Origin of the sequence: Candidatus Sulfotelmatobacter sp., from assembly GCA_036500765.1 — a bacterium.
Classification (GTDB): Bacteria; Acidobacteriota; Terriglobia; order Terriglobales; family Acidobacteriaceae; genus Sulfotelmatobacter.
In genome coordinates, this window is the sequence record DASYBM010000013.1 from 101,390 (window position 1) to 124,499 (window position 23,110).

At 57.6% G+C, this 23,110-nt stretch carries 14 protein-coding genes; 6 read left to right on the forward strand and 8 right to left on the reverse strand.

Going from position 1 to position 23,110, the window contains the following annotated elements; all coding sequences use genetic code 11:
- Positions 1–51: 51 nt before the first annotated feature.
- Positions 52–1,608, reverse strand: a complete 1,557-nt coding sequence (locus VGM18_15480) for a hypothetical protein (GenBank protein HEY3974403.1) — start codon at positions 1,606–1,608, stop codon at positions 52–54.
- Between the two features lie 306 nt (positions 1,609–1,914).
- Between VGM18_15480 and VGM18_15485 the strand changes: the two genes are divergently transcribed.
- Positions 1,915–3,543 carry a hypothetical protein gene (locus tag VGM18_15485; GenBank protein ID HEY3974404.1) on the forward strand — a complete coding sequence of 543 codons (1,629 nt, stop codon included), beginning with the start codon at positions 1,915–1,917 and terminating at the stop codon, positions 3,541–3,543.
- An 81-nt stretch (positions 3,544–3,624) separates the two neighbouring features.
- Here the strand turns inward: VGM18_15485 and VGM18_15490 are convergent, their stop codons facing one another.
- Positions 3,625–5,430, reverse strand: a complete 1,806-nt coding sequence (locus tag VGM18_15490) for a protein kinase (GenBank protein HEY3974405.1) — start codon at positions 5,428–5,430, stop codon at positions 3,625–3,627.
- Positions 5,431–5,632: 202 nt separating this feature from the next.
- Between VGM18_15490 and VGM18_15495 the strand changes: the two genes are divergently transcribed.
- Positions 5,633–6,412 carry a tetratricopeptide repeat protein gene (locus VGM18_15495; GenBank protein HEY3974406.1) on the forward strand — a complete coding sequence of 260 codons (780 nt, stop codon included), beginning with the start codon at positions 5,633–5,635 and terminating at the stop codon, positions 6,410–6,412.
- A gap of 27 nt (positions 6,413–6,439) precedes the next feature.
- On the opposite strand, the gene VGM18_15500 is transcribed toward VGM18_15495, so the two are convergent.
- From VGM18_15500 to VGM18_15520, 5 genes are all read right to left on the reverse strand, one after another.
- Positions 6,440–7,000 (reverse strand): sulfotransferase domain-containing protein, encoded by a 561-nt coding sequence (locus tag VGM18_15500; protein HEY3974407.1) that lies wholly within the window; start codon positions 6,998–7,000, stop codon positions 6,440–6,442.
- Positions 6,997–9,162, reverse strand: coding sequence for an alkaline phosphatase family protein (locus VGM18_15505; GenBank protein HEY3974408.1), 2,166 nt, complete (start codon positions 9,160–9,162; stop codon positions 6,997–6,999). The genes VGM18_15500 and VGM18_15505 overlap by 4 nt, the downstream gene beginning before the upstream one ends.
- The gene (locus VGM18_15510) at positions 9,159–9,932 is read right to left on the reverse strand and encodes a hypothetical protein (GenBank protein HEY3974409.1); all 774 of its coding nucleotides are present in this window, start codon (positions 9,930–9,932) and stop codon (positions 9,159–9,161) included. The genes VGM18_15505 and VGM18_15510 overlap by 4 nt, the downstream gene beginning before the upstream one ends.
- A gap of 26 nt (positions 9,933–9,958) precedes the next feature.
- On the reverse strand, positions 9,959–10,132 hold the full coding sequence (locus tag VGM18_15515; GenBank protein ID HEY3974410.1) for a hypothetical protein: 174 nt from the start codon (positions 10,130–10,132) through the stop codon (positions 9,959–9,961).
- 73 nt (positions 10,133–10,205) lie between these two features.
- Entirely contained in the window at positions 10,206–12,173 is a 1,968-nt protein-coding gene (locus tag VGM18_15520; protein HEY3974411.1) for an alkaline phosphatase family protein, read from the reverse strand.
- A 135-nt stretch (positions 12,174–12,308) separates the two neighbouring features.
- Between VGM18_15520 and VGM18_15525 the strand changes: the two genes are divergently transcribed.
- The gene (locus VGM18_15525; protein ID HEY3974412.1) at positions 12,309–14,030 is read left to right on the forward strand and encodes a sulfatase-like hydrolase/transferase; all 1,722 of its coding nucleotides are present in this window, start codon (positions 12,309–12,311) and stop codon (positions 14,028–14,030) included.
- A 101-nt stretch (positions 14,031–14,131) separates the two neighbouring features.
- On the opposite strand, the gene VGM18_15530 is transcribed toward VGM18_15525, so the two are convergent.
- Positions 14,132–15,883 carry a VWA domain-containing protein gene (locus VGM18_15530; GenBank protein ID HEY3974413.1) on the reverse strand — a complete coding sequence of 584 codons (1,752 nt, stop codon included), beginning with the start codon at positions 15,881–15,883 and terminating at the stop codon, positions 14,132–14,134.
- A gap of 115 nt (positions 15,884–15,998) precedes the next feature.
- Between VGM18_15530 and VGM18_15535 the strand changes: the two genes are divergently transcribed.
- The 3 genes from VGM18_15535 to VGM18_15545 all read left to right on the forward strand — a co-directional run bounded on the left by VGM18_15535 (position 15,999) and on the right by VGM18_15545 (position 23,038).
- Entirely contained in the window at positions 15,999–17,060 is a 1,062-nt protein-coding gene (locus tag VGM18_15535) for a tetratricopeptide repeat protein (protein ID HEY3974414.1), read from the forward strand.
- 29 nt (positions 17,061–17,089) lie between these two features.
- Entirely contained in the window at positions 17,090–18,901 is a 1,812-nt protein-coding gene (locus tag VGM18_15540; protein ID HEY3974415.1) for a CRTAC1 family protein, read from the forward strand.
- Positions 18,902–19,276: 375 nt separating this feature from the next.
- A complete protein-coding gene (locus tag VGM18_15545; protein HEY3974416.1) occupies positions 19,277–23,038 on the forward strand; it encodes a TonB-dependent receptor in 3,762 nt (1,253 codons plus the stop codon).
- The last annotated feature ends 72 nt before the right edge of the window (positions 23,039–23,110 follow it).

A 23,110-nucleotide genomic window follows, 5' to 3' on the forward strand; every position in this document is an offset into this window, starting at 1 on the left:
TCCTGAGAACGGATAACGCTCAGTACGACCCGCAGTGGTGAGACTTCCGACTCAGCGCTTGAGAACGAAGTAGAGCACCAGCAGAACGGCAATAAAGAAAAGCACCGTCAGTGTCAGGAATAGCGGCCAGTATGAGACCTGAGGCGCAGGAGTCGCTCCAGCGGCAGATGCGGGCGGCGGCGTTGGTGGCGGCGGAGCGGGCATGGCTGGTGCCGCAAATGCGGGCAGGGACGGCGAAGCGGTCGCAGCTTTTTGTGCCGGTGCGGCGTCGCCCGCCGGAGGCATGGGTTTCACGGAAATTACTTGCGTGTATGCGCTTGGACCGCTGGGGGCCGACGGTAATGGAACTGGCGTACCCTCGAAGTTTGGGCGAGAGAATGCGCTTGTAGCACCCGCGGATGGCAGAGACGTTGGTGAGACTGTCGGCGGCTTGGGCATTGGCGGATTGATGGACAACGGAGTCGGGAAAATCGGCGGAGCAGGCGGGACTGACACCGCTGGCGCCGGCGCGACAAACGGCGGGGCAAACGGAGGAACCATTGGCTCCTTCGTCGGCGGAGGAAGAACCGGATCAACTGTGGCTCGGGGTAGCCCTGTCGAGGGAGGCGGCGAAGTTGCACTCGAAGTCCGCGAGGGCACGTCGGGGCTGAACCAGCCGGTGAATCCCGTGCCAGACGGCTCGTTTCCGGCCATTCCGGCTGAGGGAGGCGGTTCTTCGGCCTGCGGCTTCACTGGGCCAAACATCGCGGTGAAATCACCAACGTTCTTTCTTGGAGGTTCCTGCCTGGGCGTGAGAGCCGGAGTTTCCGAAGGCCTGTCTCCGCGGAACGGTCCTTGAAAGAAGCTGGTAAATTCCCCGGGCTTGGGGCCGTGCTTGGCGGGTTGAGCGCTGACTGCCGGAAGGCTCTTGGCGATGTTTTCGGGATGGAAAGCCTCAGAAGGATTGCCGATACTGAATGGAATTCTTGGTGGGACGGAAACCGTTGCAGGCTCGGAATTCCGCGGAGCCGCAGGTCGAATGCCGGACTTGTCTCCCCAACTGCTCGCACCCGACAGAGGGGCCGAAGGGTGCTCTGGTTCGCTCGAAACTGGTTCGCTCGAAACTGGTTCGGTCGAAACTGGTTCGCGCGATGGAGAAGGGTTTGCACCTGACTTGGGTTGCAGGTCGAATTCACGGAACAGTTGCGTAACCGGACCTGGAGGACGTTCGAGAGCTTTGGGCTCTTTCTCGGTTACTTCCGCGGTTGGGGCTTCGCTTTCCAGGCTTGGGGTCGTGGGGATGCGAAACTCCTGCGTATCTCGCGCTTGATCTTCATATTGCTTCACCCAGGCATCCAACGTAACTTTTTCCGGAAGTCTGGAAACAACGTAGGCGTAAAGCGTCCCACTATAGCGGCCAGTCTCGAGTACGAGCCCCACGGGTTCGGGGGCAACACGGCGAAACGACTCGAGAACCCAGTGCACGGTAGGCTGGTTCGGTTTCTGCGGCTCACAATGCAGAATGTGCACCAGAACCCGCTCGCCTCTGACTTTGTCATTGGCGATGAAGGTTTCGACGCCACCGGTGGTGAGCGACTCCAGCAACTCGTACTTGTCCCCGAATTTCATTCTCGAGGCAGGATTATACCGCGGGAGTCGCTGAGACGATTGCCGTTGGCTTGTTTGAGCCGGAATTTTTTCTTGACTTGCTCCGACTCCAGCATCAAAATTGCGGTCGCTCCCCACCGCCGCAGGTGAGATAGTTCTCTGGAGTCATCGAAATCCTCGTCGGTGACCGCCAGTATGAATCGAAAAGACTAGATCGCACGGCCGCGACTGCACAACTCGTCCGGCTGGACCAAGTGAAAGCGGAGTGAAACGTTTCGGTTAGCGCCGTCACCATTCGAGAGGGATTTGTCTTAGCAGGAGTTCTCCATGAGTTTGTTTCCCATGAATTTGCTGCGGAACAGTGAGAAGAGCTTTCAGGCGGGTTTTGTGTTGTTGCTGCTGTTGTGGTTGGCCGGATCGGCTGTCAGTTTGGCGGGAGATCAGAAGAAGGCACCGCCGGCTCCAAAAGCGCCAGCACCCAAAGCCAGCACCCCTCGTGCTCCTACGTCGAAGCCTTCGACCAACCGTCCGGCGACGGGTACGCACACGACTAGTACCGGCAGGTCCGGAACTGCCAGCAAGAACAGCACACCGAGAAAAACTGGTTCCGGCTCGACGATGGGAAGGACAGGTGGCAACGCGCCGAGAGGGAACGTGACCAAGGCCGCCATGAAGCCCGTGCCTGGAAGACAAGTTTCACTCAAAGGCGGCGGTACAGCGAGCATTCGCCCGAATGGCCAAATCCGTTCGATTAATCGGAACGGGATGCGGATCGATCACGGCCTAAACGGAAGCCGCCATATCGAGAGCACGCACAATGGAGCGCGCATCGTAACCACGGGCAGAGGCAGAGGCTATGTTCAGCGTCCTTATGTCACGCGTGGTGGCCGTACTTATGTGTCGAGGACGGTGGTTGTCAATCATGTGGCCTACGCCAGGGTATACCGATCATACTCATACCATGGTTATTGCTGCTATTACGGTTACCACCCAGCCTACTACTATGGGCCCGCATATTACGGGTGGGCGTACCATCCGTGGGCGACGCCAGTGTATTACGGATGGGGCTGGGGTGGGGCGCCATGGTACGGATACTACGGCGGGTATTTCGCGCCGTATCCGACCTACCCTTCGGCGGCATTCTGGCTGACGGATTATCTGCTGGCGGCCAACCTCCAGGCGGCTTATCAGGCGCAGGCAGCATCGAATGCGGCAGCGGGCAATGCGCCAGAGAATGCTGGATCAAACGACGCTGCGCCATCTCAGGGATCCGGCGATACACAAGCAGCAAGTTCGGGCAGCGTGACGCTGACCCCGGAAGTGAAGGCGGCGATTGCGGAAGAAGTGAAGGCGCAACTGGCGGCGGAACAGGCCGAGGCCAAGCCGGCTGATTCCGGTGGCGGGCAGCAAACCACCCAGCCCTCGTCCACCCAGCCCTCGTCCACCCAGTCCTCGTCCACCCAGTCCTCGTCCACCCAGTCCTCATCCAGCCCAGCCACGGAAGAAGTCCCCGCTGCGCTTGATCCGGCGCGGCGCACGTTCGTCGTAGCCAGTGATTTAGCGGTAACCGGCGATGGCCAGGAATGCCAGCTCAGCGCAGGTGACGTCATCACCCGCATTACCGACACACCCGATGACGACCGGAAGGTTACCGTGAGTGTCGCGGCCAGTAAGAAAACGGATTGCGCCGCAGGCAAACAAGTAGCCGTCGCGGTCGACGATCTTCAGGAGATGCACAATCATTTCCAGGAACAGCTCGATAACGGCATGAAAGATCTTTCATCGAAGCAAGGAACGGGTGGTTTACCGAAGGCCCCCGATGCCACTCCTGTCGCTTCGGATGTTCCGCCGCCGCCGCCCGATGCGAGCGCGGAGAAGGCCTTGCAAGATCAGCAGGCCAGCGCCGATCAGGTGGAGGCGCAAGTGGCGAAAGAAGCATTCAGTCAAGGTTCGTGACGATGGCGTCTTGCAGATGCACTTAATGAGGTGAGCGCGTCCACAGGTAGGAACCCAGAAATTTGCGGATGCAGTTCAACTTCAGCGACGGTTCTTAAGCAATTCGTCCTCGGTCTTCTGGGCTCGCCGCGCGCGATCCAAGGCGTCTTTGGCGGCCTGATTGTTGGGGTCCAAGGCCGTCGCTTTCGAAAAGGAAGCGATCGCATCTTCATACTTCCCATCGTCCAGTAATTTCGTTCCGGCGCTGATGAGAGACTCGGGAGTCGCCGCGACTGGAACCACCGCTTGAACCAGCGGAGGATATTCGATTCGATTGATCACATTCGTGACGCCTTCCACGGACGCAGCCATTTTTCCTGCCGTGGCCGAGTCGTCTTGCGTCAGAACCTTGCCGTCCAAAATTACTTCCCGAGCGTCCGAGACTTGCACTCGGATTGCGGCTTGACTCAAGGTTGGCGACGAATTCAGTTTGCCGGTAACGACGCTTTCGATTCGAAGTCGCCGGAAGGATTGGTACTTCAAGTATCCGACGCCCGCGACCAGCACGCCCGCGACAACCAAGACTATCAGGGCCAGGACGTGCTTCAGTTGGACTTTTCGCGGCGGCACAAACACGTGCTGTGCGTAGCTGCTCGCCAGCGCTGGATCGGTCGACTGTGCGGCGGCTACGCTTAAGGATGAAGCCTGAGCGCTGACTTGAGACGGCGTCGGCGCGGCCGAGGGTGGCGGAGCTGCTATATTCCGCGCAGGAGAAGATTCGGATTTGGGCGGGGCCGCAGAGACTTGCGATGAGCGAATTTGTGCGCCGCTTGTCGAAGGCGGGGCCACATTCATAACCGCGGGTTGCCCCGCTTGGGTGCTTTCCGTCTGAACGTTATCCACGACCGCGTTTGCGGCCTGCCCTGTTGTTACCGCACCGGTTACTCGCGGGCCGGCAATTACCTGATCCAGCGCCGCGATCAATTCTTCCGCGGTTTGAAATCGTTGTTCTCGTGCTTTGTCGATGGCTTTCAGAATGATCCGCGAGAGCGATTCGGGAATGTGAAGGTCAGGAGCGAGTTCGTGCGGCGGGCGCACGGTTCCCTGCATGTGCTGCATCATCAGGGAATACGGAGTGTCGCCTTCAAAGGGCAATTGCGCCGTCACCATTTGATAGAGCACAACTCCGAGCGAATAAATATCCGTGCGGCCGTCAATTTCTCCGGCGGCCTTTTTGCCCATGAATTGTTCCGGCGACATGTAGAGCGGCGTGCCCACGACCATGCCGGTCATGGTCATGCCCGGCTGATCGCCGCCGGCGGCTTCGCGAAGTTTCGCGATACCGAAATCGAGAACCTTGGCGATCTCCTGACCCTGTTCGTCGTGAGCCAGCAGGATGTTGCCCGGCTTGATGTCGCGGTGCACGATCCCCAGCTTGTGAGCCATGCCCAGAGCCCGGGCCGCCTGTGTGGCAACGCCAACCGCGCGCGGCACGGGGAACGGGCCCTCTGCCTGAAGAACTTCGCCGATGTTCTTGCCCTCGACCAACTCCATCACGATGAAAGGGCGGCCGTCCTCGGTATAGTCGAAATCGTCGACCCGGACCGCATTAGGGTGCCGCAGCTTTCGCGTGACTACGGCTTCGGTCTGGAAGCGCTGGAGGAAGTTGGAGTCTCCGGCAATGCTGTCGTTGACGATCTTGATGGCGCACAATTCGTTGAATGTGAGGTGCCGGCTGCGGTAAACGACACCCATGCCGCCAATGCCGATCTGGTCCAGAATCTGATATTTATTGCGAATAATCATGCCGGGCTGGAGTTCGTTGGTGTTCTGCAGACCGGTTTGGTCCGCGGGACACACCTTGTACTCGCCCGGATAGGTCTTGTGGCACGCGGGGCAGTATTTCATCAGTCACGCGAGGCAGCAGCCGTAACAGGGTCTAAGGGCCGCCTGAGAATGGCCTAGAGTAGCATGAAATGCTGGTGGCAGAGGATTGGTGTTTAGTCCTAACGCGATTGACTTTGGAAATGGGCAGAACTAACATCGGCGTCGAGTACTCGCGACTGCCGATCTCGATCGCGTGAGACTCTGGGATTATTGCCGTCTTCCTGTGAACAAGTTTCGCCCATCTCGAGCTCGACTGTTTATGCTTCGTGGGATCCTATTTTTCGCTATTTCAAGTCTTACACACGTCACCGGCTTCGCGCAGACTTTGGATATCGCCTCGCTTAAAAAACAAGCGAAAGAAGGAGATGCCCAAGCTCAATACGAACTGGCAGATGACTATCTCGAAGGGAAGGGCATACCGATCAACGCGAAGCAAGGAGTCGAGTGGCTGGAGAAGGCAGCCAAGCTGGACCATGCCGGGGCACAGTTTGTCCTGGGTTACATGTATCTAAAAGGCGGCGGGCAAAACATTCCCAAGGACCCAAAGCAGGGACTGGAATGGTTGCGAAAATCGGCCGACCACGGCAATGCCAAGGCGGATTATGCCCTGGCGCTCTTGTATCGGGATGGAGATGACGAGACTGGCATCGCCCGCAATCCGCACGAGGCCGCAAAATTGTTTCGCGCGGCGGCCCGGCAACCGGATTCGACCAAGTCACAATCGGCTCTTCAGGAGATGCTCGACAGAAGGCTGATCTCGAAGCAAGAGGCGAACTGGCGCAGTCTTGAGCCGACGAAGGTCGCGGAAAAAGGGAAGCCCTTTACTCTCGCCGAGATCGAAGCCGGACTTAAAGGTGCAATCACCCCCGTGCGGATGGCAGCGCTCGTTCATATCTATAAAGTCGATTTCAAGCTCAGCGCTGCTACACGACAACGCCTGAAAAATGAAGGCGCAGACGATAATTTGCTGCAGATAATATCTGACTCGCAGAGGTCGTCATAATCGGCCGGCGATCGTTATCGCCTACGCTCAACTGTTCCGATTGCGGTACAGCGCAGGATCCACGGCCCGAGCCATCGCCTCGACATTTAACTCCAGCTCCAGGAAATCCCGCACCGTTTTTGCGGCGCCCGTCGGGTCGGCGAGCGTCTTGCGGTATCCCATCCGGCAAACCGAGATTTCATTTCTGTGTTCTAGCCAGGCGATGACTTGCCGCAGGTGATCGCCAAAAGCGGCCGCGATCCGCGCTTGATCCACCGGCTCGATTCCACCGCGACGCTTGAGCATTTCATCCTGCGAGGCGAGGACCTCGGGGAGCGGACGCTCCATGAAGATCACCTTGTAGTTCCTACCGTGGGGAAGAGAAAGCAGAAGTTGGGAAATCACTTTTACGGCCTTGCCTTCCGCCTCATCGATGCGATCCGGTTGCTTGGGCAGGAGCTTGATCGGCTCCCACTCGCAATAGCCGCGCGGGTTGTCGATGTCGGGTTTGCGTTCCCGATCGGTGAGCAGCGGAAGGCCGCCGGCGGCGAGCATTTGCATCATCAGCGATGTGCCGGAGCGAGGTAAGCCGGAGACGATGGTGATCACGATTCCGCCGCTCCCGTGAAGCTTCCGACCGTCCAAGGTTTGCCATCCATGTGTCCCGGAAGGGCCAGACCAAAAAGTTTCAGAACCGTGGGAGCGACGTCGACGATGGCGGGCTTTTCGTCGGTGATTTTTCGATTGCAGAAAAGCACTCCCGGAACAAGGCGCGGATCGATGCAATGGTCGCCGCTCCAGGCTTTCAGATTGTCTTCGAAGATTTCGCTAGTGACCTTGCCCATCACGGAATCCCAGGACGCGCGGTAACCCTCACCGTAACCGACGATCAGGTCGGGGGCATTATCGACATAAGGGCCGGCATAGACCGCATCGCAGTCGAAGACACCGGTGATGCCGGGGCGGCCGGATGCGGGGTCGAGGAGCCCATCAAGTTTGCACCGCAGTTCTTCTTTTAACGTGTCGGCGTCGGCGCCGGGTTCAACGATGCCCTCGCGCTCACGGCCTTTCAGATTCAGATAGAGTCCATTCAAGCCCATCGTGTAGGCGCGAGTGCGGGACCAATCTACATCCTCGAACCAGTCGCCGCTCTCACTCTTTCCCGCTTTCAGCGCGAGATATCCGTTCTGGTGCAGCCACGCATTCAAGTTGAAGCACCGCGCAAACGATTTGAAGCCGTGGTCGGAGACGACCATGAGCAGAGTCTTGTCGTCGATCTGCTTCATCACCCGGCCGATCAGTTGGTCCATGCGGGCGTAAAGATTCTGGATCACCGGCGGATGTTGATCGTGCGGGACATCACGGGCGGCGGCGGGATGGTCCTCGTCGAGATAGCGCCAAAACATGTGCTGCACTCGGTCGGTGGTGTCGAAGACGCAGGCGCACAGGCCTTGCTGCGTTTTCTCCAGCGCATCAAACAGCATGCGCTCGCGATCGTCATGATTGGCATAACACTGCGCGAGAAAGGCGCCGTCGTCGAGAACCTGCTCGTTGAGGGCCCAGGTATCTTCCGCAAGTCCTAGAGTTGCGTAAGGGCCAAACAATTTGGCGAGGTAGATGGAGTATGTGACCGGATGAGAGATGGGCAGATCCGGCCGGCTGGGATCGATGTTTACCGGTGTGACGTAGACCTCGATTTCGGGCGAAAGTTCCTTGAGATAGAAGCGACAAATTCCGTGCGCGCTGAAACCCACGCCCGCTTTGAACTTCACGGGAATCCACTCCGAGTACTCGCCGATTTTCAGAGTAAAGCTCTGCGAGTCAACGGTGACGCGGGCCTGCTTCTTTATCTCGTCAATGTGAAGTTCAAAACCCACCCGCAGTTCGTCATCGGAACCGGGTGTGAGCGGATCGTCAGGGCCGGGTATATAAGAACGGCAGATTGAGCCGGTACGCTCGACGGGAACGCGAACTCCACCTTCACGGAATTTGTCGCCGCGGGAGCGCGTGGTGCACAAACAGAACGTTCCCTGGCTGCCTTTCAGGTCCGGGACGCACATGCCGGAAAGCAGTACGCCCGAGAATTTTTCGGGAGGAAAGGTGACGGGCACGCGAATCACGGAACAAAAAATACCGGCCTCGCCCAGCCAATGCCAGAAAGGTATTCCCTTACGCATGCCTTTCATTCTCGGGCCGCCGAGGGGGATGGTGTATTTACCAATTTTCCAACTGCGCTTTGGCGCCTTAATTTTCGCCGAGGAAAGATATGGAAGATAGCTGCTGAGATCGCGCGCGAGAAAATCGTAAATGTTGTGCTTGCCGGGGTTCACCCCGGTCATGAAGGTGGACCACGCGACGGGGGAAATCGCCGGATAGGTGGTTCGCAATTTCCGGAAACTTCCCCGCTCGCGAAGCTGGGCGAGATTGGGCAGCCGGCCTTCGGCGATGAAGCGTTCCGTCAGTTCCGGATCCATGCCGTCGAAGCCGAGAATTACTGCGCGTTTGATTTGCGCTTTGCCATAAGCTTTGCGCCGCCGAAAGAAGCGAAATATTTGCCGGAAGGGCCAGACCAGAAAGGCGTAGATGGAATAGAGGAAAGCAACGAACAGCGTCCAGAAAGAAGAGAGGACGGCAAAACCCGCTCCTGGCCCGGCGTAGGCGCGGCTCGGTAGAGGCCATAGCAGGACGATTCCGAGAGCGGCTAGAAACAGTAGAATCCGACGGCGCTCCGTTGAGGAATTGATGGCGGGCCGATTCGTATCTTTATTCATATCTCAATTCCAAGGATACTCTTGAACAAAAAGCCTGCCACGAGCGACAGGACGAAAAAGAGCCAGATCCAGTTCCATTCAAAGCCGGCGAAGGCTATGGTGCGAATCGGATACTGTACTTCGATGGCGTCGATCAATTTATTCTCGGGAATGGCGCGTTCTCCAGAAATAAAGATGCGCTCCCAGAATCTTCCGCGCAGACGTGCCGGTGACAAGCGTGGCAAACCGGAGCCTGCCACCAGGCTCTTCGAGAAAGTCTGTCCAGACGCCCTGATAGTGAGGATGTAGTTCCCGGCTTTTTCCGCCACCACTCTCCACGCAATTTCGTTTTCCGAAGGCACGTGTACTGCGGGGGCCGTTACCGCCATTCCCTGCGGAAGTTGCAGCGTTACCTCATTCGATGCCTCGGCATCGGACACCGTCAACTTGACTAAGAATGTCTGACCCGCAGGCACCGGTCCAAAGCCGAGATATCTATCGACTTGCACAATAAGAAAAGTGATGGGCACAATGACAAACAGCAAAGGCTTAAAAGCCAGCCGGAGATAGCGCCCCGTCGCCAGCACGATCCGGGCATAGGAGCGCATGACGACCGGGATCTGATCCTGAAAAAGCCGAAGCGCCAGCAGGTGGGCCTTGAGCCGATCCTTCGCAACGTGGATTGCTTTCTGGTCGGAGGTGTAGCGAAACACGACCACCATCGCGAGACCGACGACCAGCGAAAGTACGAAGACGATCGCGGCTGGGATGTTGACTCCAAGAGAGCCCATAGGAGCGGAAAGCGGTGAGGCGAATGCTACTCGATATATCCCAGCCCCTGGAGCCGCTTCTTTATGATTTCCTTTGAAGTGGAACCGCCCTCGCTGGGAGGCAGCACCTTATTCACTTCTTTTTCGAGAGCATGCACCACGAATTCGTCAACGGAAGCATAGCCGCAGGCTTCCGCGCATTGCTTAACTTTATCGAGCAACTCGCCTTCTAACTTTACTCTATGAGAGCCGAACATATGTGCTTAGAGTCGATCTCCCCAATCGCGGGAAAAATTAGTGCGTCGTGCGCCGAAACACAGACTGTCCAATCATACCCTGTGCCTTAGCGATTCCAAACTCCGCGAGAATTGTAGGCGCAATGTCGGTGAGAGCGGGCGTGTCGGCGGAAATTTTTCGGTTGCTGAGCAAAACTCCGGGGACGAGAGTGTAGTCGATACAGTGATCGCCGCTCCAGGGATTGGTGTTGTCTTCGAGTTCATCGGTGGGGAAAGCGCCTAAGATGGTCCGCCACCCGGCGCGGTAACCGCGGTTGTAGCCGACAAGCATATCCGGACCCTCTTTGGCATACGGACCCTGATAGGCCTCGCTGGCCAGGTCGACGCGCGTGATTACGGACAGCTTTGTTTTAGGATCCTGCACCGCAAGCAGCTTTGCCCGAATCTCTGCCATTAAACTGTCAGCCCCAGTTCCCGGCTGAACGATTCCATTGCTCTCGCGTCCGCGCAGATTTAGGTACAGCCCGTTGAGTCCGAGGCCGTAGGCACGCGTCTGGGTCCAATCCACGTTCGGAAAGGGCTGCGTCGAACGGGACTCGCCTGAAGCCACACTATTTTTCAGCTTGATATAGCCCTGATTCAGCAGCCAGGTATTCAGATTGAACGATCGATAATAGGGCGCGAATCCGTGGTCGGAAAGTACGAGCAGAGTCGTGCGCTCATCCAGATGCGGCAGCACTTCGCCCAGTACCTGATCCATCTGCTGGTAGAAGTCCTCAATCGCCGACCCATTCTGCGCAGCCAGCGCGGCGTCGTACTCGGGATGTTTTGGATCCATCAGGCGCCAGAACATGTGCGAGTTGAGATCGAGGCTGGAGAAATAGAAAAAGAAAACTCCTCGATGAAACTTGGGAAACTCGGCGTCGAAGATGCGGCGATGCTCCGCCAGCACGCTTCGCGCCTGCTGTAGGTACTCGTTATCGTCGAGCATGCCGTCGGAAAGCGCTTTTGTGTCTTCGGCGATTCCCTGGGTGTGAAATTCTCCGGCTTCGTCGGTCAGAAGACCGGAGTAATTGGACGGCGTTGAAATCGGCAGCGCGGGAGATGCAGGGTCGATGTTCATGGGCGAAACGTACAACTGAAAGCGGGGATGCGCCTGCTTGAGATAGAACCGGCACATCCCTTTTACGTTGCCAAAGAAGGGAATCAGCTGAAACTCAACGCGAACCCAAGCGCTCCACTCCCCCTCGCGCAGAACAAATTCCCGGCCCTGCACCGCGACCTTGGCCACGGACTCCAGCGGATCGACCGCTACGGAAAAGGGTTCAGTGGCGGGCGGCGAACCTTTGCGAAACGAATTGTCAGGTCCGATCAGGTTGGCGGTTACGCGCGAGTTCGCGACTTGCACAGGAATAATTTGGCCACCCTCAACGGCACCGGAGGCGGTCGTCGGGTCGTCCGTGTAGAACGAAAATGTGCCGTAGGTTCCGCGCAGATCGGGAGTGCCCATCCCGGAGAGCGTTTTTCCCTTGGCGGGCACGGGCGGGAAATTCGAGGGTATGCGAAAAATTGTGTTGGGGATGGCGTGCTCATCGAGAATCTGCCAGAAGGCCGTGCCCTTCCGCAATTGTTCGGCGCTGCCACCGCCGAGCGGAATCGTCCAACTGCCAATATCGATCGAGTGCTTGGGGCCTTCGACGCGCGAGGCCGAGAAATAAAGCGACAGCGTCTTAGGATCGCGATGGATGAAATCGAAGAGGCCGTGACCGCCAGCATTCATGCCGGTTATCATGTTCGACCACGCCACCGGACTCTGCGGCGGGATGCTGCTGGTGAGCAGGCGGAAATCTCCCTGGCTTTCCAGCTTTGCGAAGTTGGGCATCTTGCCTTCGCGCATGAAGCGGTGCAGGAGCTGAGGATCCATGCCGTCGATGCCGAGAATGATCAACCGCTGATTGCTTGACGAATTCGCTCGCTCGGAGTGGCAGGAGCTCAGTATGCCCGCCGCGTTGAGCAGCAGGCACACACACAGTACTGGGAAGAGTTTCTTCAGAGATGCAATCCTTCGTCGTTCTTAGAAGTCAATACTGCTTCGTCCGCGCGCTGCTTGCGGCAAGCTCCGCTTGTGACAGCTTCTTGGAACGTTGTTAGACTGCTAGCCATGTTTCGGCGCTTGGGCTCATGGCTCTTTGTGGGCATTCTACCTCTGGTTGCTTTCCCGGTCGACTCTTCCGCCGCGAACGTCGCATCCAAATCTAGGCCGAATATCATCCTGATTACTCTGGACTCGACGCGGGCTGATCACATGGGATTTATGGGCGCTCGCGGCAACCTCACTCCCAGTCTCGATGCGATCGCGCATCAGGGGATGGTTTTTGCCCAGGCTTATGCGCAGGCTCCCGATACGGTGGCCTCGAACGCAACCGTCCTCACTGGCACATATCCGCAGAGCCATCGCGCGAGCGAACTCAGCGTTCCTCTGACGCCGAAGCTGCCGTACTTGCCGGACCTTTTGCACGTTAACGGATACTCTACCGCGGCATTTGTGGGATCGATTCTTCTGGATCCGCGGAACGGCCCGTTTCAAGATTATGACCGCGGATTCGATTCGTATGATGCCGGATTCCACGAGGCGCAGCGCGGCCAGAGCCGCTTTCAATCCGTAGAGCGCCACGGAGATCAGGTGGTAGCGCATGCGACCAAATGGCTGGCGGCCAATACGCGGCGGCCATTTTTTCTTTGGCTGAACCTGGCGGATGATCCTTATGCCGTTTCGTATGACCGCAGTGTCGCCGCTGTCGATGCCGTAGTTGGCAAGTTGGTCGCTTCTCTGCGAAACCAGTCGCTCTATGATGACGCTCTGATTGTGATGGCATCGTCTTATGGCGAGAGTCTAGGGGCGCACGCAGAGGACACGCACGGCATTTTTCTTTACGACGAAACCATCCATGTGGCGCTGGTGGTGAAACTGCCGAAGAATCAATTTGCAGGAAAGCAGGTGAAGAACCGTGCGCGCCTGCTCGATATTGCACCTACCGTCTTGGCTGAGGCTGGCATCGCTGTGCCTGCGCAGATGCAGGGGCAGTCTTTGCTGCGAATCGCGCTGGCCACTTCCCAGAGCGATCAACCGGCATACGCGCGCAGCGAACTTCCGCAGCAGGGCTTTGGATGCAGCGTGATTGAATCCTGGCGGGCGGGAAAATATTTGTACATCCGCGCGCCCAAGCCGGAGTTGTACGATCTATCCCTCGATCCGAACGCCACGCACAACCTGGTGCAAAATGCGAAAGCGACGCTTGACACCATGGCTTCGCAACTACAAGCACTGGATAGCCACCTAACGACCGAGGCCGGCAAATCGGCCGAGTCCGGGCTGACTTCGAGCGAGATGCAGAAGCTGGCCTCGCTGGGATATGTCGGACTACAGAAGGGCGGCGCGGGCGTGAAGGCTGCAACAGAGGGCAGCGATCCCAAAGACATCATCGCGGCCGTCAATAAGACTCTCGCTGCGATCTCTGAGCTGGACGATGGTAAGCCAGAAAAGGCGCTGCCCTGGCTGCGGCAAGTGCTTGCCTCACTTCCCAATACCTACCTCGCGCAATATGGCGCGGGTGTCGCATCGGTTATGCAGCAGCAATATCCGGAGGCGATTGCCTATCTGCACAAAGCGATCGAACTCCAGCCCAATTCTGCCTGGGCGCACTATCAGATGGGTCTCAGCCTGATGAAGACTGGCGATTTCAAGACAGCCGCTGTCCACCTTGAAATCGCGTCGGGGCGGCTGCCCGAATTTGCCGGTCTGCATTCTCTGCTGGCGGAGGCGTACGAGCGTCTGGGACGAAACTCCGAAGCAGCCGGCGAGCGGGCCAAAGCTTCGCATTAACGAAGCTCACAAGAAAGCAGGCGAGCTTCGCTCGGCCCGACCGGATCAACGACCCAGTCCGAGACCAGGTAAGAGTCCCATCCAACAATTCCGAACAAAATTTACGGCGCCGTCGCGTTGATGGTTCCTACCATGCCGGTGCGGGAGTCCTGCACCGCTAGTCGCAACTGGCCTCGCTTTGCGTCGAGATCCAGGTGGGTTGCCAGGCCCTTCTGCACGAGTTGCTGATAAGTATTTGCGTCGAAGACCTGGTCTATCTTCTTTCCGCCTTGGGCAACGAGCTTGCCGTCCGCATAGATATTGGCGTAGATATCCAGGTTCAATCGCTTTCCCCCCGATACATCTTCGGCGGAGAGAGTGCTCGCATCGACGAGGAAAGTCACGCCGATCTTGCCCGGCGCAGAGTTCTCGGCGGGAGGCTTCACCTGGGCCATGAACGCCACCATGGTGGAGGGAACGATATCCCCTAGCGCGCTGGCCACCTCTTGCTGCGCCTTGTAGCCTTTTACCTGCGTGGGATCGATGGCATAATAACCGCGCCGGTTGTGGATCTCGACTCCATCCCGCTTCACCTTTACTTTGATCGAATGATACTTGCCGTCGATTTTCTTATTGTCTGGATAGTAGCCGATGGTGTAGGCGGCCGACTCGTCGGCAAAGGCGCGCTCGACTCCCACCTTGATTTCGTTCTGGTTAACGTAGGCACGGCCGCCCGTCTCTCGAGCCATTTCACGCATCGTTTCCTGCGCGTCGATGTCGGTTGAGATGGACAATCCACGGGCGTCGACCGGATAGACCGCCACTTGTGCGCTGGACAGGCGAGAAGCGGTTTCGCGAATTTCTTCGGCGTGCGATTGCCGGAATGTCTCCGCGAGATTTCCCGCCGCGTGTTGCCCGACGCGTCGAGTATTGATGCCAGACTGGGCCTCCTCGATTTCGTCTTGCGTCATAGTTCGGTCTTCCGGAATGAGCGAGAAAGGAAGGTCGCCTGTGACCCAAATCAGATTTTTTCGCCCGGGCAGTCCTCCGAGAATGCGGGCCAGACTGCTGAGGGCGTTCAAGGTTAGAACAGCACGTTGATCTTCGGCGTACGCTACCTGAGCGCCTTCGAATGATAAGAGGGCCGCCTGGGCGCTGGCGATTAATTGAGCAGATCCTCCTCCTCCGCCACCCGTAAGGCCAGCATTGCTGCCGCTGTCGCTGAGCGGCAGCGAGCTTGCGTCGAGACTCGCGATTGTGGAGGAGGTTGTCGCAGGCCCGTCACCATTACTCTGCGCGATCGGCGTGCCGGGCGTAAGGTTCTGGGTTTGCGGCTTGTAGCGCTGAAGCGCCGTGTACAAAACCTGCGGGTCGCTGGTGAAATCCTGCAAGACGCTCAAGGAGCCGGTCAACGCGAAGAGGGACATGCGGTCGCTGGGCTTGAAATTCTCCCTTACGAAGGCAAGCATTTGACGGCGGGCATAGGCCTGATCGGTAAAGGGCGTGTTGAGGGCGTCGAGCAGCATAACCGTGATCGGTGTGCCGGTCGAGCGATACTGCGGCTTGTTCGAGTAAATGCCCGGGGGCAGTGCGGGAGCGGCAGGAGCGGTCTCGGCGGGCGTGCTGAGGCTGGCGATTTTCTGCACCTTGCCGTTCTCTTCTACAACGAAGTCGTCGGCGTGAAGGCCGTTCACCGCCTTCCCTTGTTTATCAGTGACGACCACGTCGACCAGCACCATGTGCGTGGTCACGCGGATGGTCGGAGGAGGGATCGGCGACACTGGTGGCGGGGCCTGTTGCGCACAGAGAGTGGTGGCCGCAAGAGCTGCGCAACACTGGCGCAGAAACTGTCTGGCAAACAGATGTGCCGACATAAATCGATCCTCCCAGATACGTCGCCAGCAACGCTATTATCTTTTCAACCCGAGTGCAACCACTTTGTTAGCATGTCGGGAAGGGATGTGTGGAAGAAGAACGCGTGGCAGAAGAATGTCTGGCGAAACAAATTTCGGGAGTCGCCTCTTGCGTTTTGCCGGCTTGCTGCTTGCGTTCCTGCTGCTTCTGAGCGCTGGAGCCCGGGCGCAGGATCAGCGCCTCGCGGTCCTGATTCGCGAAGGTAAAGAGGCTCTTGACGCGGGAGACTTCACTCGCGCGGCCCATGCCTTCGAACAAGCGCGGCAGCGTTCTCCAGACAGCAAAGAGGCAACTCGGGGGTTGTTGCTGAGTTATCTACAGGAAAATCGTCTCGGCGCGGCGGAAGAAATCGGGCAGGCTGCTGTGGCGCGCTGGGCCAAAGACGCGGAGCTGGCGCACTGGCTCGGTCTGGTCTACTTCAAACAGCATCGCAATGACCTTGCGGATTCCCAGTTTCAATACGCCGCGAGCCTGGATCCGACAGGCTATGACATCCATTTCGATTGGGCGCTTATGCTGCTGTCCGACGACAAATATTCCGAAGCCGCGAACGAGTTAGAGAAGGCGATCAAGATCGATCCGAAGGCCGCTCTGGCTCATGTGCTTCTGGGACGTGCATATCAAAATACGAATCGCAGCGTGCAAGCCGTGGAGCAGTTTCAAACTGCGTTGCGCATCGAGCCCAACCTGCCGCTGGGTCATTACCATCTCGGCTTTGCTTACGCGAGCCTGGGCCGCAATGACGAAGCGATCGCGGAATATGAGAAGGAGTTGCAGCATTCACCCAACAATCTGACCGTGCTGTACCAGTTAGGGCATTCCCAAGTCGCGGCGGGTGATTGGAAAGCAGCGATTGCGCATCTGAAGAAAGCGACGGAGGTTGATCCGCAAAACTCAGACGCATTCTACGACCTTGGAAAGGCGCTGCTGCTGCAAGGCGACGCAACGGGCGCGGTGCCGCCGTTGCGTCGTGCCATCGAAGTGAAACCATCCAATCCCAGTCCGCACTATCAACTGGCGCGCGCTCTGGAGAAACTGGGAAACAAAGAAGAAGCCAAGCGGGAGCTGGAAATCTTTTCCACGCTGAAGAAATCGCAGCCGGTCACGGGTGGAATGGCGTCCGGGCCGGTCCAATGACGTCCCGGAACATGACGACGCGGAAAACCGTGAAACCTTCAGCTCTGTGTCTGCTTGCGCTCTTATGCCCAGCCATCGGGGTGGCGAGCTTCGCAATTCCGCAGAGTTCCTCCTCTACGCACGCACATGCATCGGCCACAACTTCGGGCCTGCGAAAGAAAACAGCCGCGTCCGGCATCTCTTTCACGGATATAACGCGCGCCGCCGGAATCGATTTCCATCTCACTTGCGGCGGTCCGGACAAGCTCTACATCCCTGAATCGATGTGCGGCGGCATCGCCGTCCTCGACTACGACAACGATGGCTGGATGGACATCTTCCTGGTCAACGGCTCCACGCTCGAAGATATGAAAGCGGGTAAGTGCCATCCCAGCCAGCTGTATCGCAACAATCACGACGGCACCTTCACCGATGTTACGGCCAAGTCCGGCATCAACCATTGCGGTTGGGGCTTCGGCATTGCGGTGGGCGACTACGATAACGATGGCAACCAAGACCTCTACATTACCTATCTCGATGGCGCTGTGTTGTATCGCAATAACGGCGATGGGACTTTCACCGACGTGACGGCAAAGGCCGGCGTCGGCAACGCCGGGCATTGGGGAACCAGCGCTGCCTTTGGCGACTATGACAATGATGGCTATCTCGATCTATATGTCGCCAACTACGTCGATCTGGACCTCAACGGTCTTCCGGAATTTGGCCACGGACCTTATTGTCAGTATCGCGGGATCGCGGTTTCCTGCGGCCCGCGTGGACTTAAGGGCTCCCGCGACCGTCTCTATCACAATAACGGGGACGGCACTTTCACCGATGTCACCGAAAAACTCGGCATCGATCCCATCTCCTACTACGGGCTCGGCGCGATGTGGCTCGACTACGATCTCGACGGATGTCTTGATCTTTACGTCGCCGACGATTCGACGCCCAGTATGCTGTATCACGGCGACTGCAAAGGTGGATTCAAAGAAGTAGGGGCGGAGGCGGGAGTCGCGTACAGCAGCGATGGCCGCGAGCAAGCCGGTATGGGGACCGACTCCGCCGATTACGACAATGACGGTTGGCCCGACATTGCTAAGGCCAATTTCTCTGACGACAGTAACAATCTCTATCATAACGACCACGATGGCGAGTTCACGGACCTGGCGGGCCCGTCAAGCTTTGGTTCGATCAGCATCCCGTTTCTGGGCTACGGAGTTAAGTTCCTCGACCTGGACAACGATGGCTGGAAAGACATTTTCGTTGCCAATGGCCACGTGAACCCTCAGGTTGACCAGCACTCTTTTGGCGTGACCTATGCCGAGCCGCCATTGCTCTTCCACAATTTAAAGAACGGAAAGTTTGAAGAGATCGGCACCCGTTCGGGCCAGGCTATGTCGCGCCGCTATGTCGCGCGAGGTGCGGCTACAGCGGACTTCTTCAACGATGGCGGGCAAGATCTGTTGGTCAGCGTGCTCGATGCCTCTCCGCTGCTGCTGCGGAACCGGACGCGGCCAACTGGGCATTGGCTGCGGATCAAAACGATCGGGGTGCGCTCCAATCGCGACGGATTCGGATCGCGAGTGCAAGTAAAAGCCGGGGCGCTCACGCAGTCTGCCGAAGTTCGGGCTAACTCGAGCTTTGAGTCCGCGAGCGATCCGAGACTGCACTTCGGTCTTGGCTCTGCCATCAAAGTAGACTCCATCGAAGTTCGCTGGCCTTCCGGCACTGTGGACAAGATCGGTCCAATCGTCGGCGACCAGGAGGTCACGATAGAAGAAGGGAAAGGCGTTGTGCCAAAACCCGCAATCAAGCCGGCCGATTCCAGGCCAGATTCGCCTTCCAGCATGCCACCGCGGTAGCAAAAGTTACGATTTCGAGAATCGAAAATCCCACATTCTCACGGAGTCATCCTACTCGAGCCTTAGCCGTTAACTTGCGCTGCAAGTTGCCAGCATCCGCGTATGTCCTTCAAAGAGAATGGATTAAGAGATAGATACCGCCGCGACGATAGTCCAATTAACAGGCCAATTAACCCACAGACCCCAGGTTTCTCGGATACTGCCCTGGCCAACACCTTCGCGGCCAAGCTAAATAACTTGAACAATCTAAACATTTCTTGACAGTGGTCATAAGGTGGGAGCACAATGCCGCACATTTCACGGACCAGCGTCTGTGAACCTGTCTATTCGTATTGGGTTTGGCGTTCGGCGTTCAATTGCTGACCGGGGGCGTCTATGACTAAGTTGCGATTGTGTTTGATTTCGCTGTGCATTCTGACATTTGCGCTATCTGCGATGGCGCAGATTCAAAACGGCCAGGTCGCCGGCGTAGTTACCGATCCATCTGGCGCGGCCGTTGCCAATGCGAAGATCACCATCTCCAACTCGGCAACCGGCTTGTCGGTTACGGCCACTAGCAACGCGACCGGCGCGTTCGCGGTTCCCGAACTCCCACCCGGTACGTACAAGATCACAGTTGAGGCCGCCGGCTTCAAGACTTTCAGCGACGTCGGAGTCACGCTGAACGCGGGCTCGACCGCCCAGGTGAATCCGAAAATGACGCTGGGGCAAACCCGCGAAGTGGTTGAAGTCACGGGCGAGGCCGCGCAAGTGAATACGGAAGAAGCCAAGCTGGCCATCACGGTCAGCTCCACGCAGATCGAGAACCTCCCGCTCAATGGCCGCAATGTTTATGACCTGATGCAACTCGCTCCTGGTGCCGTGAACGTAAACGGCGTCGACTTCGAGGCCGGTCACGGCACGGTAGTCAATGGCCTGCGCGAAGATTTCAACGGCTTCCTCATCAACGGCGTCGCTAATAAAGGTCTCAGCGGAGGCGTCAATAACACGCCCATTGAAGATACAGTGCAGGAGTTTCAGCAATTACAGTTGAATATGTCGGCCCAATACGGCAACAGCGCCGGCAGCGTGAACAACCTTGTAACGAAGTCCGGAACGAACTCCTATCACGGAAGCGTCTGGGAGTATGTGCGCAACGACTTTTTCGACGCCAACCAGTATTTCCTGAATCAGCAGGGCGTGCCCAAGCCGCCGTTACGATTCAATCAGTTTGGCGGCACATTCGGCGGCGCAATCATAAAAGATAAATTGTTCTTCTTCGGCTCTTACCAAGGAGATCGTTTCAATACGTCGGGCGTACCGCAATCGACGATCGTGGAGTCTCCCGATTGGCGGCAAGCGGTCATTGCCGCCGAGCCGAATTCGGTTGCTGCCCTTCTGTATAGCAACTTTACTCCGTCTGTCGTTGGAAGTCCCACGGGGATAACGCTAGACGGCTATCTGACCCCGGACGCTAACGGGAACACCTTGGAGCCGTACAACTACACCTATGGCGACTACCTGTGTCCGGACTATGTCGGTTCGGCGCTCGCGGCGAAGTTTCAATATATGATGGGCGTGACTGCGGCCGACCAGGCCGCGATGGCCTTGCCACTCGGCAGCACGGGCAAACCATGTAGCGCCATTCCCGCGGTTCAAGCGGGCGCCATCTCACGCAGCACGCCTTTTTCCAACGTCAGCACCGCCATCTTTAAGTCCCAGGCGCAATCGCTCGGCAATCTTTTCAACGGTAACGAAGCCTCGGCGCGCCTAGACTACAATTTTAACGCCAACAACCGCGCATTCGCTCAGTTCAACTGGTTTCACTCCACGGACGCCTACGGTCCTTGCGATTCCGCATGTAGCCGCGGATTCACCAACCCCAGCAAGAGTTACTTCCCCAATGGCCAGATCAGCTACGTGCGCACGATTTCGCCCACGATCATCAACGAGGCACGCGCCGGCTACACTCAAAACAACACGGGAATCAAAACCGACCACCCCGGAGTTCCCTCTATTTACTTCGATGATGGCACGGTGGGGTTTGGCTCCTACAGCGGCTATCCGCAGTTCTTCAAGGAGCATGATTACAGCTACGGCGACATGGTCTCCATCAGCCATCGCAACCACAGCATTAAAGTAGGCGTAGACATCAAGCGCAATCTTGAAAACAGCGAATTCAACGTCGCCCGTCCATCGTTTGAGATGTTCGATCCTATTTTCTTCGCCGCCGATGCTCCTGCCGAGCAAGTGGCAGGCGTCGATCCCGGCTTTGTAGGCAACAACCCGGCGCAGTTGGCTACTAACGTTCGTCACTGGCGCAACCTCGAATTCGGCGCCTATTTCCAGGACGACTGGAAGGTTTCGAAACGCCTGACCTTGAACCTGGGTCTGCGCTATGACATCTTCACCCGGCACACGGAAGAGAACAATCTCGCAACTACATTCGTCCTTGGCCCTGGCAATGGTATTGCTAACCAAATAGCCAATGCGAATACACAAATAGGCGGACCTTTGTCTAACGGTAAGACCTGCAATCCCAGCAATCCAAACACTGTGATTTTGGCGGGTGTGTGCGGGCCGGGTGGCTTCGCGGCTTCCAGCACTCTCGGAAAGGGAGACCACAATGACTTTGGCCCACGGGTAGGGTTCGCGTGGGACGTGATGGGCGACGGTAAGACATCACTGCGTGGCGGCTTTGGCGTTTCATACGAGAGCACGCTGTATAATCCGCTCTCCAATTCCCGATGGAACCCGCCCTATTACTCTTTCAATTTAGCGACCGGAGACCTTAATGCGGGTGGACCCGGCTTGGGAGAAGCGTTGGTCTACGGACCCACAACCTGTAACTCGACCAGTTGCTCGCCCGCCACGGGAGTAGCCCCGACTTTCACCGGACCTCCGACAAATCCAGGAATGGGTGTCGGCGCACAGGCAGCGGGCAACCTCGATGGTTGGGCCTCGTTCAACCCCGACACTGCCTATCTCACTGGCATCATCCTGCCGCAAGGCATTCGCGATCCCTATGTCTACAATGATTTCTTAAGCATCCAGCGGGAGGTTGCTCCCAAGACGGTGGTGGAAATCGATTATGTGGGCACCATCGCCCACAAACTGTTTCGCGCCCAAGATATCAACCGTCAGGCCGGGGGACTTCTGCCGGATGACTCGTCGGGAAATCCGCTTTGTGTGACCGACAATCTCGGGCGAGACCTTTGCAGTCTGCGCACTGCCCTTAACCCTTCGGGGCGTCCCAACAGCAACTATGGAATCCTGCGCAATTGGCAAAACGCAGTGAATTCCGCATACCACGGACTGCAGGCTTCGCTTAATAGGCAGATGGGACATGGACTGTTGTTCAAAGCTAACTATACCTACAGCCACGTCATCGACGAAGGTTCTACCTGGCATAGCGGCGCCACCACCGCGAGCGGAGGGGCCGGAGGAGATGGTTATTCGACCGACCAGGCTTTGCCCGGCCTGGATCGAGGCAATTCAGTGTTCGATATTCGCCATCGACTGGTTCTGAACTACGTTTACGAACTCCCCGGAAAAAACTTGCATGGATTTGCGGGTGCTGCTTTGGGCGGCTGGCAATACAGTGGCATTTGGGCGATGCAGAGCGGCGCTCACTGGTCACCGTATGACTCGCGCTCTGCGCACGTCGTTTGCACGAATCCGGATGACGTGACTACCTGCACGAATTCGGGCGGCGACTACAACCTTGATGGTGGCAAGAATGACCGCCCGGATAGTACGATCGCGCAGTATGGCGGCGAATCGCGGAGCACTTGGGCGAATGGCTGGTGCGCGGGAGGAGGAGCGGTGTTGGGCGGATGTGCCAACGGTCCCGCGCAGGCAGGTATGCCGGTTCTTACTACGCCCTGTCTCGCTTGCACCGGAACCATGGGCCGAAACCAACTTCTCGGGCCCGGACAGTGGTACGCCGACATGACGCTGGCAAAGTCATTCAGAATTACCGAGGGGACTCACCTGAAGTTCGAGTGGCAGGCGTTTAACGTGTTCAATCGTGCTAACTTCCTGCTGGCCACGACCGGCGGAGGGGCGCACAATAAGGTCACTGATGGCATATTTGGCGAGGCGGCAGGAACCCTGAACGCCCGCAACCAACAGTTCTCCTTGAAGCTGAGCTTCTAGGTCAAGGGGATGCTGTAAGTGTCGTTTATGAGGATGATGGGCTTGTTCCATTCGGGACAAGCCCTTCTTATT